The organism is Actinoplanes sp. NPDC051537 (genome assembly GCF_055586105.1).
This window is the reverse complement of record NZ_JBVJIU010000024.1, coordinates 143,521-156,297: the sequence shown is the minus strand read 5'-3', so window position 1 is coordinate 156,297 and position 12,777 is coordinate 143,521. Positions and strand designations below refer to the sequence as shown.

The 12,777-nt window shown below is 70.5% G+C and carries 13 protein-coding genes and 1 pseudogene; 7 read left to right on the top strand and 7 right to left on the bottom strand.

Features of this window, described 5'->3' with window-relative positions:
- The first annotated feature begins 4 nt into the window (after positions 1 to 4).
- Positions 5 to 1,042 carry a hypothetical protein gene (locus ACZ6TB_RS42695; protein WP_465565533.1) on the top strand — a complete coding sequence of 346 codons (1,038 nt, stop codon included), beginning with the start codon at positions 5 to 7 and terminating at the stop codon, positions 1,040 to 1,042.
- Here the strand turns inward: ACZ6TB_RS42695 and ACZ6TB_RS42690 are convergent.
- Together ACZ6TB_RS42690 and ACZ6TB_RS42685 are read right to left on the bottom strand one after the other, a co-directional pair.
- Positions 1,039 to 1,878: an SDR family NAD(P)-dependent oxidoreductase gene (locus ACZ6TB_RS42690; protein ID WP_465565530.1), complete on the bottom strand. Its 840-nt coding sequence runs from the start codon at positions 1,876 to 1,878 to the stop codon at positions 1,039 to 1,041. The two genes, ACZ6TB_RS42695 and ACZ6TB_RS42690, sit on opposite strands and share 4 nt — an antisense overlap.
- Before the next feature lies 1 nt (position 1,879).
- Complete coding sequence (locus ACZ6TB_RS42685; RefSeq protein ID WP_465565527.1) at positions 1,880 to 3,358, bottom strand: flavin-containing monooxygenase; 1,479 nt, start codon at positions 3,356 to 3,358, stop codon at positions 1,880 to 1,882.
- 39 nt (positions 3,359 to 3,397) lie between these two features.
- On the opposite strand from ACZ6TB_RS42685, the gene ACZ6TB_RS42680 reads away from it, so the two are divergent.
- Positions 3,398 to 4,345 (top strand): Dyp-type peroxidase, encoded by a 948-nt coding sequence (locus ACZ6TB_RS42680; protein WP_465565525.1) that lies wholly within the window; start codon positions 3,398 to 3,400, stop codon positions 4,343 to 4,345.
- Here ACZ6TB_RS42680 and ACZ6TB_RS42675 read toward each other — a convergent pair.
- The 4 genes and pseudogenes from ACZ6TB_RS42675 to ACZ6TB_RS42660 form a co-directional block, all read right to left on the bottom strand.
- Positions 4,308 to 4,958: an HAD-IA family hydrolase gene (locus ACZ6TB_RS42675; protein WP_465565522.1), complete on the bottom strand. Its 651-nt coding sequence runs from the start codon at positions 4,956 to 4,958 to the stop codon at positions 4,308 to 4,310. The genes ACZ6TB_RS42680 and ACZ6TB_RS42675 overlap by 38 nt on opposite strands.
- 112 nt (positions 4,959 to 5,070) lie before the next feature.
- Positions 5,071 to 5,835 (bottom strand): hypothetical protein, encoded by a 765-nt coding sequence (locus ACZ6TB_RS42670; protein WP_465565519.1) that lies wholly within the window; start codon positions 5,833 to 5,835, stop codon positions 5,071 to 5,073.
- Positions 5,836 to 5,880: 45 nt separating this feature from the next.
- The gene (locus ACZ6TB_RS42665; protein ID WP_465565516.1) at positions 5,881 to 6,546 is read right to left on the bottom strand and encodes a DedA family protein; all 666 of its coding nucleotides are present in this window, start codon (positions 6,544 to 6,546) and stop codon (positions 5,881 to 5,883) included.
- 108 nt (positions 6,547 to 6,654) lie between these two features.
- Positions 6,655 to 7,413 (bottom strand): annotated as a pseudogene (locus tag ACZ6TB_RS42660) (dolichyl-phosphate beta-glucosyltransferase); the annotation flags it as partial.
- A gap of 142 nt (positions 7,414 to 7,555) precedes the next feature.
- Here ACZ6TB_RS42660 and ACZ6TB_RS42655 point away from each other — a divergent pair.
- Together ACZ6TB_RS42655 and ACZ6TB_RS42650 are read left to right on the top strand one after the other, a co-directional pair.
- A complete protein-coding gene (locus ACZ6TB_RS42655; RefSeq protein WP_465565513.1) occupies positions 7,556 to 7,711 on the top strand; it encodes a DUF6131 family protein in 156 nt (51 codons plus the stop codon).
- A 108-nt stretch (positions 7,712 to 7,819) separates the two neighbouring features.
- Positions 7,820 to 9,454, top strand: a complete 1,635-nt coding sequence (locus ACZ6TB_RS42650) for a glycoside hydrolase domain-containing protein (protein ID WP_465565510.1) — start codon at positions 7,820 to 7,822, stop codon at positions 9,452 to 9,454.
- A 70-nt stretch (positions 9,455 to 9,524) separates the two neighbouring features.
- Here the strand turns inward: ACZ6TB_RS42650 and ACZ6TB_RS42645 are convergent, their stop codons facing one another.
- Positions 9,525 to 10,337, bottom strand: coding sequence for an RNA polymerase sigma factor SigF (locus tag ACZ6TB_RS42645; protein ID WP_465565507.1), 813 nt, complete (start codon positions 10,335 to 10,337; stop codon positions 9,525 to 9,527).
- Positions 10,338 to 10,661: 324 nt separating this feature from the next.
- Between ACZ6TB_RS42645 and ACZ6TB_RS42640 the strand changes: the two genes are divergently transcribed.
- Genes ACZ6TB_RS42640 through ACZ6TB_RS42630 form a run of 3 tightly spaced genes read left to right on the top strand, consistent with a single transcriptional unit; the run spans position 10,662 to position 12,647 of the window.
- Positions 10,662 to 11,078, top strand: coding sequence for an ATP-binding protein (locus ACZ6TB_RS42640; RefSeq protein WP_465565505.1), 417 nt, complete (start codon positions 10,662 to 10,664; stop codon positions 11,076 to 11,078).
- 28 nt (positions 11,079 to 11,106) lie between these two features.
- Positions 11,107 to 11,418 carry an STAS domain-containing protein gene (locus ACZ6TB_RS42635; protein ID WP_465565503.1) on the top strand — a complete coding sequence of 104 codons (312 nt, stop codon included), beginning with the start codon at positions 11,107 to 11,109 and terminating at the stop codon, positions 11,416 to 11,418.
- Complete coding sequence (locus ACZ6TB_RS42630; RefSeq protein WP_465565501.1) at positions 11,418 to 12,647, top strand: SLC13 family permease; 1,230 nt, start codon at positions 11,418 to 11,420, stop codon at positions 12,645 to 12,647. Before ACZ6TB_RS42635 ends, ACZ6TB_RS42630 begins: the two co-directional genes overlap by 1 nt.
- The last annotated feature ends 130 nt before the right edge of the window (positions 12,648 to 12,777 follow it).

Sequence of the window (12,777 nt, the reverse complement as noted above, 5' to 3'; positions counted from 1 at the left end):
GGCCATGATCGCGGCTCCCACCTTCAACGGCGGCGTCTACGCGATCGCGCACAGCGGACCGGTCGTCTATCTCGGCGGCGCCTTCACGACCGCCACCTATCGCGGCCGCACCTACCCGCGGTCCCGGCTCGCGGCCCTCGACGCCCGCACCGGGGCGCTGCTGAGCTGGGCGCCCGCGGCCGACAGCACGGTACGCGCGCTGGCCGCCACCGACGACAGCATCTATGCGGCCGGCGACTTCCACCAGGTCGGCGGCCACGACCGCGACTCGCTGGCCCGGCTCAGCCCGGTCGCGAGCACCGTCCTGCCGTTCCACCACACGCTGACCGGCACCGCGTACGCGCTGGCGGTCGGGAACGGCCGGCTCTACCTGGGCGGCAGCTTCGACGACGTGGACGGCAAGCGGCGGGCGAGCCTGGCCGCGTTCTCGCTGGAGACCGGCAAGCTGGACGCCGGCTGGCGGCCCGCGGCCGACGACGCCGTGCACGCGCTGGTCGCCCACGGCAACCGGATCTACCTGGGCGGCGCGTTCCACTTCGTCAACGACGAGCGCGGCACCCTGCGGCTGGCCGCGGTGCACGGGGTGACCGGCGAGGTCGACCCGGACTTCCGGCCCAAGGTGCCGGCCGAGGTGCGGGCGATCGCGCTGGACGAGGCGGGGATCTACGTGGCCACCGCCGGGGTGGGCGGGCGGGCCATCGCGTACGCGTCGACGGGCGCCGTGCGGTGGCAGCGGGTCTTCGACGGGGACGCGGCCGCGATCGCCGTGGCCGGTGGCGTCGCCTACGTCGGCGGGCATTTCGACAGTGCGTGCCTGACCAGCAAGAACGGCGCGCACGGGGCCTGTGTGGACGGTTCCGTGCCGCGCCTCAAGCTGGCCGCGGTCACCGGGACGGGCGCGCTCGCGGAGTGGGCGCCGAAGGGCAACGGCGTGATCGGCGTACGGATGCTGAGCGTCAACAAGGCGACCGGCACCCTGGAGGCGGGCGGCGACTTCACGACGATCGACGGCCAGGACCGGCGCCGGTTCGCGATCTTCTAAGTCTTGATCCGGCGGCGCTCGGCCAGTTTCTGACTGATCGCCCACCAGCGGGTCGGCGTCAGCCGTACCAACCAGTCCGCCGCCTTCGCCTCCTTGGTGATCACCAACCGGGGCTTGCGCGACTGGATGGCCGCCACGATCTGCCGGGCCGCTTCCTCGGGCGGCATGGTCAGCGCCGCCTCGGCGAACTGCCGGGCCTGCTCGGCCTGCTCGCCGTCGGGGTCGGCGCCGCTGATCCGGGCGTTCGCCGCGATGTTGGTCTTGATGCCGCCCGGGTGCACCACGGTCACCCCGACGCCGCGCGGCCCGATCTCGTGGCGCAGCGCCTCGGTGAACCCGCGCACGCCGAACTTGCTGGTCACGTAGGCGACCTGGCCGGGCGGCCCGATCAGCCCGAACAGGCTGGAGATGTTGACCAGGTGCGACCCCGGCCGGGCCAGCAGCTGCGGCAGGAACGCCTTGGTCATCCGGATCACGGCGTGCAGGTTGATCTCGAGCAGCCAGTCGAAGTCGCTCATCCGGTTCTGCTCGAACGTGCCGGTCAGCGTGACGCCGGCATTGTTGATCAAAAGATCCACCCCGCCGTGGCGGGAGGCGATCTCGGCGGCGAGGTCCAGCCGGTCGCCGCCGTCGGCGAGATCGAGCACGTACGTGGTGACCGACGCCGCTCCGACCTCGCGGGCGACCGCGGCGACGCGCTCCAGGCCCTCGGCGTCCTTGTCGAGCAGCGCCAGCACGGCCCGGCGCTTGGCCAGGTCGAGGGCGAGGGCGGCGCCGATCCCGCTGGCCGCCCCGGTGATCAGGCAGGTGCGTCCGGCGAAGGCGAATCGCTGCATGTCAGACCTTCCGTCGCGCGAACCGGACGTTGCCGTCGTCGATCCGGCCGAACCGCATGGCCGGCAGGTCGGTCAGGTAGTTGCTGCTCATCCGCCACGGCCGGCGCCCGCCCTGCCGGGGGAGCACGCCCGCGGCCCGCCGCACGTAACCGGAGGAGAGCCCCATCGCGGGCTCGTCGAGCACCGGCGTGCCCGGCGGCACCACCGGCGTGACGATCTCGATGCGGTGCCGGTCCAGGTAGTTGAGCAGCCGGCACACGTACCGGGAGGTGAGGTCGGCCCGCAGCGTCCAGGAGGCGTTGACGTAACCCACGCACCAGGCCAGGTTGGGCACGCCCTCGAGCATCATTCCCTTGTAGACGCCGACCCGGCCGGTCACCACCGGCTCGACGTCGACGTCGACCTCGATCTCGCCGAGGGCCACCATCGACAGACCCGTCGCGGTCACGATGATGTCGGCCGGCAACTCAATTCCCGCCCTTGCATTCTGTTTTCCGCCGCGGGTGGGCTCAGCGCCGTCGCTCAGGCGTACGCCCTTCTCGGTGAAGGTCTCGATCGTCCCGGTGACCACCGCGACCTTGCCGGCCCGCATGGCGGCGAAGAAGTCGCCGTCCGGCACCACGCAGAGGCGCTGGTCCCAGGGCGCGTAGGCGGGCGTGAAATGCGGGTCGACCGGCACGCCGGCGGGGAGCTGGCCGGCCACCTGTTTGCGCAGGAAGCCGCTCATTCGGGCGGGCCAGCGCCGGGAGGCCTGGTAGAGCAGCGAGGTGCCGAGAATGTTGCGGGTGCGGACCAGCCGCGAGGCGGCCCGGCTCATCACCCGGTCGCCGTCGGCGTCGCCGTTGGCCAGATTGATCATGTACGTCGGGGAGCGCTGGACCATCGTGACCTGCTCCGCGGTCTCGGCCATGGCCGGCACCAGCGTCACCGCGGTCGCGCCGCTGCCGATCACCACGACCCGCTTGCCCTCGTGGTCGAGCTCGGCCGGCCACTGCTGGGGGTGCACGACGCGGCCGGTGAAGTCGGCCCGGCCCGGGAAGTCGACGTCGTAGCCGCCGGAGTAGCGGTAGTACCCGGTGCAGAGGTAGAGGAACGAGCACTCGTACGTCTCGCCGCTCTCGGTCCGCACCGTCCAGGACGCGTCCTCGGTGGACCAGTGGGCCGAGACGACCCGGCGGCCGAAACGGATCTTCCGGTCGATCCGGTATTTGCGGGCGGTCTCCCGTACGTACCGCAAAATGGTCTCGCCCGCCGCGATGGCCCGCGGTTGCCGCCAGGGCCGGAATGGGTAGCCGAGGGTGAACATGTCGGAGTCGGAGCGGACGCCGGGGTAGCGGAAGAGGTCCCAGGTGCCACCGCTGACGTCGCGGCCCTCGAGGATCAGGTAGCTCTTGCCGGGACACTCGGTCTGAAGCCGGTAGGCCGCGCCGATGCCGGACAGGCCCGCACCCACGACGAGAACGTCAACCCGGTCACTCATCGGTCCATTATCGTCGCGGGACGCCGTATTCTGCGGATCATGACAGCGCCTCGCTCGCTCGGCCCGCTGGTGAACTCGCAGGCGGTGCTGGCCCCGCTCACCGACGCCGCGATCTTCCTGGTCCTGACCGTCCGCGAGGGCGGCGAGGACACCGTGCGGGACCTGCTCGAGGACATGAGCGCCCTGCAGCGCACGGTCGGTTTCCGGCTGCCGGCGGCGAGGCTGTCCTGCGTCACCGGGATCGGCGCCGAGCTGTGGGACCGGCTGTTCACCGCGCCGCGGCCGGCCGGGCTGCACAAGTTCCGGGCCTGGAAGGGCAGCGTGCACACCGCGCCCTCGACCCCCGGCGACCTGCTCTTCCACATCCGGGCCGGGCAGATGGACGTCTGCTTCGAGCTGGCCAGCAAGCTCTCCGACCGGCTGCGCGAGGTGGCCGACGTGGTCGACGAGACGCACGGCTTCAAGTACTTCGACGAGCGGGATCTGCTCGGCTTCGTCGACGGCACCGAGAACCCGGTGGGCGACGTGGCGGCGGCGCATGTGCTGATCGGGGACGAGGATCCGGCGTACGCGGGCGGCAGTTACGTCCTGGTCCAGAAGTACCTGCACGACCTGCCGGCGTGGAACGCGCTGAAGGTCGAGGAGCAGGAGGCGGCGATCGGCCGGACCAAGCTCGACAACGTGGAGCTCAAGGACAAGGCCTCGAACTCGCACGTCGAGCTGAACACGATCGACGACCCGGACGGCAACGAGCTCAAGATCCTGCGGGACAACATGCCGTTCGGATCGATCAAGGACGGGGAGTTCGGGACCTACTACATCGCGTACGCGTCGACGCCCGACGTGCCCGAGCAGATGCTCCGGCGCATGTTCCTCGGCAACCCGTACGGCAACTACGACCGGATCCTGGACTTCTCGGCCGCCGTGACCGGTTCGCTGTTCTTCGTGCCTACCGCCGAGTTCCTGGACGATCTGCCGTCTCGCTGATCCACTCGGTCAGGTCGGCGAGTGTCGTGAGGCGCAGGTCGCCGTCGAGACCGCGCAGGGCCGCGGTGTGCGCGCCGGCCCGGCGGGCGGCCTCGAGGCCGACCTCGGCGTCCTCGACCACGAGACAGTTCTCCGGCGCGACGCCCAGCAGCTCGGCCGCGCGCAGATAGCCGGCCGGGTCGGGCTTGCCGGCGGCCACGTCGTCGGTCGTCACCAGCACCGGCGGGGTGATGCCGGCGGCGTCCAGCCGGGCCTTGGCGAGCCGGTCGTCGGCGCTGGTCACCACGGCCCAGGGCCGCCCCTCGGCGGCCAGCAGCGCGAGCAGGTCGTGCGCGCCGGGGGTGGCCACGACGTCGGACAGATCGTCGTACTGGAGCTCGAGCTGGCGGGCCGAGGCGCGGCGGATGTCCTCCTCGGCCAGGTCGGGGAGCAGCTTGCGGACCGTCGTCTCGCTCGGGCTGCCGTGCGCCATCTCGTACGCGGCGGGGCCGTCGGCGCCGTACTCGCCGGCCCACGACAGCCAGGACCGCTCGACCGCGCGATCCGAGTCGACCAGCGTGCCGTCCATGTCGAAGAGGACCGCGCCGATCTCGGCCGGGTTGATCTCCGCCACCGTTTGCCTCCTCCTTGCCGCCTTTTCGCCGCGTTCGCCGCCGGCCAAGTCTGACGCGAAGAGGCCGCCCCCGGGATGGTTCCCGGGAGCGGCCTTCGTCTCAGCCGGTCGGTCAGCGACCCGTGGTGCGGCGCGGGGTGGCGGCGCGGCGGGCGGCCGTCTCGGCCGGCGCCTTGCGCGGCGTCGTGGCGCGGCCGGTGGTCGTCGTCCTTTTGGCGGCGGCCGGGGTGGCCGTTTTGGCGGCGGCCGGGGTGGCCGTTTTGGCGGCGGCCGGGGTAGCCGTCTTGGTGGCGGCCGGGGTGGCCGTCTTGGTGGCGGCCGTCTTGGTGGCGGCCGGGGTGGCCGTCCTGGCGGCGGCCGCGGTGGCCGTCTTGGTGGCGGCCGTGGCGCGGCTTACTGCGGTGCCGCGGGCGGGCGTGGCCTTGGCTACCGGGGCCGCAGGGGCCACGGCGGCCGGCGCCGGGGTGGCGGCGGGCGCGGCGACCGGCGGGGTGGCGGCCGGCTTCGCGGCGACCGGGGCCGGCGCTGCCTCCGCGCGGTTGCGCTGCTTCTCGCGGCTCACGATGTCGGCCAGAACGGCCTTGTCGTACTTCGCCTCGACGTCGGCGGCCCGGCTCTTGCTCTTCGCCGCCTTGGTGACGGCCTTCTTGTGCGCCTTGGCCAGGCGGTCGTGGTCGCGCTTCTGCGTCTTGAGCGAACGCTTGAGGCGCTTGGTCTCGGCCTCGGCGTTACGCAGCGCCTGAGCCTGCTGCTTGGTCAGGTCCGCGTTGGCCTTGAGCCGGTTGTCCAGCTCCGTGACGGCCAGCCGGGCCTTCTCGGCGGCGGCGCCGGCGGCCGCCGACTGGGCACGACGACGGTCGAGCTGAGGGGTGGTCACGAATTCTCCTTTCGTTTCGCACCCCCGGCGCCGCGCGGCTTCCATTCAGCCGTGGGGCTCCTCGACGACACTCGCGGCGGTGCGGGCGCGCCGACGTTTGATGTGCCGGAGGTGCAATGTGATGTAGGCGATCACCGCGAGGGTGATGATGGCGATCGCCCACCATTTGTATCGGTGTGCATGCTCGATGATCTCGACGAGATGGTTACCGAGCGCATACGCGATGCTCGTCCACCAACCGACCCACAGCGCCGCGCCGATCGCGTTGTAGATGAGAAAGGTGCGCCACGGCATCGCGGTGAGCCCTGCGATCACGCCGTTGAACTGCCGGAGACCGTCGATGAAACGAGCGATGACAACGATACGACTTCCGCGACGGGCGAAAAAACCCTCCGCTCGGGCCAATCGCTCCGGCGTAAGGAAAACGTATTTGCCCCAACGGTGCACGGCTTTCCGGCCGCCGCGCACCCCGATCCAGTAGCCGACGTTGTCGCCGAGGACCGCCGCCACGAACGCGATCGCGGCGACGGCGAAGATGTTGAGGCGGCCCGAGCCGGCGTAGATGGCCGCCGCCACCATGATCGTCTGACCGGGCGCCGGCACTCCGAAGCTCTCGACACCGATCATGGCGGCGACGGCGAGGTAACCCCACCGATCGAGGATCGGCGCGACTCCGTGCAGGAATCCCGGAAGTTCGGATGAAGGTGGCATCGGCTAACACGGTAGCCGGACCGGAGCCACCCAAACCTGCGGTGTCACTTCTGTGGCTGAAGGTCCTTTCCCCCTCGATCGTGGCGATCACCGCGCGACCAGCACGGGAGCGGGCGGCGCGGTGCGACCCATTTGTGCCCGGATTGCCGGGATCGGCAGGTTCGGGATGGTGCGGCGGAGGCGGGCGATGCCACGGAGGTCCTCCCGGGCGGTGGCGACGATGTCGACCTTGCTGTTCGGGTCGTCCACCCAGTCGACCGGCACCTCGTGCGTACGCATCCCGGCCCGCTCGGCCAGCACCAGCAGCTCGGTGTCGAAGAACCAGTTGTCGTCCCGCACCAGCGGCAGCAGTTGCCGCGCGACGTCGGCGCGGATGGCCTTGAAGCCGCATTGCGCGTCGGAGAACTTCGCGCCGAGCGTGGCCCGCAGGATCAGGTTGTAGGAGCGGGAGATGATCTCCCGCTTCGGCCCGCGCACAACGCGGGAGCCGCGCCGCAGGCGCGACCCGATCGCCAGGTCCGAATGACCGGAGACGAGGGGCGCGATTAGCGGGAGCAGGCCGGCCAGGTCGGTGGAGAGATCCACGTCCATGTACGCGAGGACGGCCGCGTTCGAGTGCGACCAGGTGTACTTCAACGCCCGCCCCCGGCCCTTCCCGGCCAGGTAGACGGCCGTGACCTCGGGCAGTTCGACCGCGAGCCGCCCGGCGATCAGCGGGGTCTCGTCGGTGCTGGCGTTGTCGGCCACCGTGATCCGGAACGGGAACGGCAGCACCGAGAGCAGGTAGCCGCGCAGCTTGCGGACGCTGCGCTCGAGGTCGGCGGCTTCGTTGTGGACGGGGATGACGACGTCCAGTAGCGGTCTCATGCGACCAACCGTCGGGCCGGCGTCTTTCCCCTGGTTGTGGTCTCACTGTGCCGGTTCTGTGAGGGCGCGATGGTTGGCCGTTCGCAGCGATGGGTATCGCTCCGGCCAGCGGAACAATCCCCCCGCTGATTGGAGCGGTTCCATGTTGGTCGTCGGCCTTGTGCTGCTGTTGATCGGCATTTTTGCCCACATCCCGATCCTCACCACGATCGGGATCATCCTGCTGATCGTCGGCGCCGTCTTCCTGATCCTCGGCTCGGTCGGCCGCCCGGTCGGTGGTCGCCGCTATTGGTATTGATCGATCGTTTTCGGCCGAACGGCTTGCCTAAGGTGAGCCGTTCGGCCGAGGCATTCCCCATGATCACTTGGTTGACTCGGCGGTCGCTTCATGCCGAGAAGGGTGATCATGGGGGATCGGGTACACCGTCCGGGGCACCGCAGGGCCGTCCCGGCGAGCCGTAAGAACGCGGTCAAGGCGGCCTTCCTGGCCGTGATGCTGGGTGCGGCCTCGTTCACGCTGGCCCAGGCCAACGCCGGGGCCGCGGCTGCCTACAGCACCGTGCAGCCCGGTTCCTTCACGGGCATGGCGTTCGACGCCTGCGCCGCGCCGGCCGCCGCCTCGATGACGGCGTGGAAGGCCTCGTCGCCGTACAAGGGCATCGGCGTCTACATCGGCGGCGTGAACCGCGGCTGCGCGCAGCCCAACCTCACCGCCGACTGGGTGAAGACGCAGGTCACCGCCGGGTGGAAGCTGCTGCCGATCTACGTGGGACCGCAGGCCACCTGCACCGGCACCAGCGGCAACCGCACGCTGATCAACAACGCGAACGCCACCGGCCAGGGTCGCGACACCGCCGCCGACGCCGCCGCGAAGGCCGCCGGGCTCGGCCTGGCCAAGCAGAGCGTGCTCATCTACGACGTCGAGGCGTACGACACCACCGACGCGGCCTGCCGCAAGGGTGTCCTCGACTTCATGAACGGCTGGACGTCGGCGCTGCACGAGCTCGGCTACCTCTCCGGCTTCTACTCCAGCGCCGGCTCGGGCGTGGCCGACCAGGTCGCCAACTACTCGGCGACCGGCTACACCCCGCCGGACTACATGGACTTCGCCCGCTGGGACAACGTCGGCAACACCACCGACGACAAGGCCATCCCGTCGACAATGTGGGCCCCTCACCGCCGCATGAAGCAGTACAAGGGCGGGCACACCGAGACGTACGGCAACGTCACGATCAACATCGACAACGACTACGTCGACTTCGCCATGCTGCCGTCGGCGAAGATGGCCGACTTCGACAACAGCGGCTGGTCGGACGTCCTCACCCGGAACACGACGAACGGGTACCTGTACCTCTACACCGGCAGCGGCCGGGTCCTGAACACCGGGACGCGCCGGTACGTCGGCGGCGGCTGGAACACGATGACCGCGTTCGTCCGCATCGGCGACTTCAACAAGGACGGCAAGGAAGACCTGGTCAGCCGCGACACAGGCGGCTCGCTGTACTTCTACCCGGGCACGACCACCGGGTTCGGCGCCCGTAAGAAGATCGCGACCGGCTGGAACGTGGTGCGCGAGATCAGCGCGATCGGCGACTTCAACAAGGACGGCTACCCCGACCTGGCCGGCATCGTGGGCTCGAACCTCTACCTGTACCCGGGGCTCGCCGGGCAGAAGATCGGCCCGCGCAAGCTGCTCGGCGCGAACGTCTACAGCGGCCGGAGCGAGCTCGCCGGCGTCGGCGACTTCACCCGCGACGGTTACGTGGACTTCGTGGCCCGGGACAACTCGACCGGGACGCTGTGGGTCTACCCGGGCGCGGCGGGCGCCAAGATCAAGGCGCGCTTCTCGCTCGGCGGCGGCTGGAACGGCGTACGGGATGTGCTCGGGGTCGGTGATTTTGATCGTGATGGTTACACCGACATCTTCGCCATCCGCAAGAGCGACTCGAAGCCGATCCTCTACCGCGGTGGCGGCACGAAGCTCCTGGGCACCGTGGTGCTGAGCACCTCGGCGTTCGCGAGCTGGGCGCCGTTCGCCTGACCGTTCGCACGTAGCTTGCGTAGCGAAGGGCCGGCCCGAACCGGGCCGGCCCTTCGCTGTCGGTGGGAGATCAGATCTCTTCGCTGCCCGCGAGCTGCCCGCGCAGCTTCGTGAGGGCCTTGGTCAGCAGGCGCGACACGTGCATCTGGGAGATGCCGATCTGGTCGGCGATCTGCGACTGGGTGAGGTTGCCGTAGAAGCGCAGGGTGAGGATCTTCTGCTCGCGCTCGTCCAGGGTCGCCAGCGCGGGGCCGAGGGCGACGCGGGTTTCGGCGAGCTCGTATTCGTGGTCTTCGCCGCCGAGGGTGTCGCCGAGCTCGGTGGTGCCGTCGGCGCTGATCGGGGTGGAGAGGCTGGTGGCGTTGTAGGCGCGGGCGCCTTCGAGGCCTTCCAGGACGTCTTCCTCGGTGACCTGCAGGTGGGCGGCGATGTCGGCGACGGTGGGGCTGCGGCCGAGGCTGTGGGTGAGGGTGCTGTTGGCCTCGGTGATCGCGAGTCGCAGTTCCTGCAGGCGGCGGGGGACCCGGACGCTCCAGGTGCGGTCGCGGAAGTGCCGCTTGATCTCGCCGATGATGGTGGGGATGGCGTAGCCGGCGAAGTCGACGCCGCGTTCGGGGTCGAACTTGTCGACGGCTTTGATCAGGCCGACGGTGGCGGTCTGGATGAGGTCGTCGGTGGGCTCGCCGCGGCCGGAGTAGCGGTTCGCGAGGTGGCGGGCGAGCGGCAGCCACGCCTCGATCGCGCTGTCGCGCAGGGCGGCCCGCGAAGGGTGGCCGATCGGCATCGCGGCCATCGCGTTGAGCAGCTCGGCGGCGCTGTCGGCGGGCGCCTCGGCGCCGGCCGTGGTGGCGGGCGCGATCTGCGACCTCTCGGTGACGGTCATGCTGTGGTCCTCCCTGGCACCTCTCCGGAGAGCCTGGTCCATCGCTGGACCCGGTCGGTCGGGTGTCCCTATCTAGCGAACGAAGGCGGTCGATGTGACCGCCCCCGATCAAGCGCACTAGGCCGTTCGGATACCAAGACCCTAACTGAGAGGACTAGAAAAGACTAGCCGAAAGTATGAGTGACTTTGCGTGATGACAAGTAATACAGAGTGATCATTAGATGACCGTCATCGTCCGATGTCCTCTGTCACCTGGGCGGACGATGCCCGCCGGGCTGGTCGGCCCAGTGCGTGACACCTCGCCGACCAGGCAAGATGGACTTCATGACCTCGCTGCCCACGTCGGTTCCGTACCCGTCGGCCGCGGAGATATGCCGGTGGAACCTGGCCGGCTTCGGCGATTTGCGGGGCCTGCGCGCGGCGTTGCGGGCGATTCTGGCCGAAATCGGCGGCCGCGACCTGGGCGACATTCCCGATCGCGTCACGGTCGTCGCCACCGAGCTCGCCACCAACGCGCTGCGGCACGGTCTCCCGCCGGCCGTGGTGCGGCTTCTTCGCGAGCGGGATCGCCTGATCATCGACGTGGCCGACCGCGACCGCGAGGCCGGGCCGCGGCTCGCGACCGACCGCCCACTCGGCAAGGGTGGCCTCGGCCTTCAGCTCACCCGCGACTTCGCGCTCGACGTCGGGTGGTACTCGACGGACCGCACGAAACACGTCTGGGCCAGCTTCCCGAGCTGAATCCGCGAGGTGCTGGTAAAAATGCCCCGTGGCGGACTCCTACAAGATCGGCCAGGAGCGGACGGCCGACGGATCGGTGACGTTCCTGCGCATCACCGGTGAGCTGGACATCACCGCGCGCGACGACCTGCGCGAGGCGATCCTCGCGGCGCTCGCCGGCGGCAACGTGGTGGTCGACCTCGACGAGGTGACCTTCATCGACTCCGAGGCTCTCGGCGCCCTCATCGACGGATACAACGCGGCCCGCGAGCGGCCCGCCGGCTTCCGGGTGGTCAACCCGCGCGGCCTGGTCGCCCGGGTGCTCAAGGTGTCCGGCGCCCTGGAGCTCTTCGGCGCCTGATGGCTCTCGTCCTCGCGTCGGCGCTGCTCGCCGGCGTGCTCGCGTTCGCCGTGGGCCGCCCGCGCGGGCTGCCCGAGGCCGTCGTCGCGGTGCCGGCCGCCCTGCTCGTGGTGGTCACCGGCCTGCTGCCGTGGCGGGACGCGCTGGCCGAGGTGCGCGAGCTAGGCCCGACCGTCGGCTTCCTGGCGGCGGTCCTTCTCCTCGCGTTCCTGGCGGGCGAGCACGGCGTCTTCCGGTACGCCGGAGCCCTCACCGCCCGAGTGAGCGGCCGGAGCCCCGCCCGGCTGCTGACCGCCGTCTTCGTGGTGGCGGCCCTGACCACCGCCGTCCTGAGCCTGGACGCGACCGTCGTGCTGCTGACCCCCGTGGTCCTGGTCACGGCGGCGCGCACCGGGGCACGGCCGCGGCCGCACGCGTACGCCTCGGCGCACCTGGCCAACTCGGCGTCGCTGCTCCTGCCCGTGTCCAACCTGACCAACCTGCTGGCCTTCGCCGCGAGCGGCCTGACGTTCTTCGGCTTCGCGGCCGTGATGGCGCTGCCCTGGGTAGCCGTGGTCCTGACCGAATATCTGCTGTTCCGCCTGTTCTTCCGCGAGGACCTGCGCGCGCCGGCGTCCCCGGTCGCGGCCGGTTCGACGCCTCCGCCTCCCCGTTTCGCGCTGACCGTGCTGGCGCTGACCCTGGCCGGCTTCGGCGTCGCCCAGCCGCTGGGCGTGCACCCCGCCTGGATCGCCGCAGCCGGCGCCCTGGCGCTGGCAATACCCAGGCGGGTGCGTCCCGTGACGCTGCTGCGCGAGGCCAATCCCGGCTTCTGCGCTTTCGTGCTGTCGCTGGGCGTCGTGGTGCTGGCAGTCCGCGAGCACGGCCTGGACCGCTGGGTGGACACCCTGGTGCCGTCCAGTTCGGGCCTTCCGCAGCTGCTGGCGGTGGCCGCCCTGGCCGCGTTGCTGGCCAACGTGGTGAACAACTTGCCGGCGACACTCGTGCTGGTCCCGGCCGTGTCATCCTCGCCGGCCTTGCTGCTCGCCGTGCTGATCGGTGTAAACGTGGGGCCCAACCTCACATATGTGGGCTCCCTCGCCACCCTGCTGTGGAGGCAGATCCTGCACACGCGCGACGCTGCTCCGGACGTACGCGATTTCCTGCGGTTGGGTGCTCTTACCGTGCCGTTGACGCTGCTGGCGGGCGTTTTCGCCCTGTGGGTGTCGCTGCGGTTGATCGGGACCTAGTTTGGTCCGTGGTTTTGGCCGCTTGGATTGCTCGCGTTCGGTCTGCTCGCGCTTGGTTCGCTCGGGCCAGGTCGCCTAGGTGTCGCTGACGCTGTCCGCCCAGGCCGCCTGCCGCGTGCCCAGGTCGCCT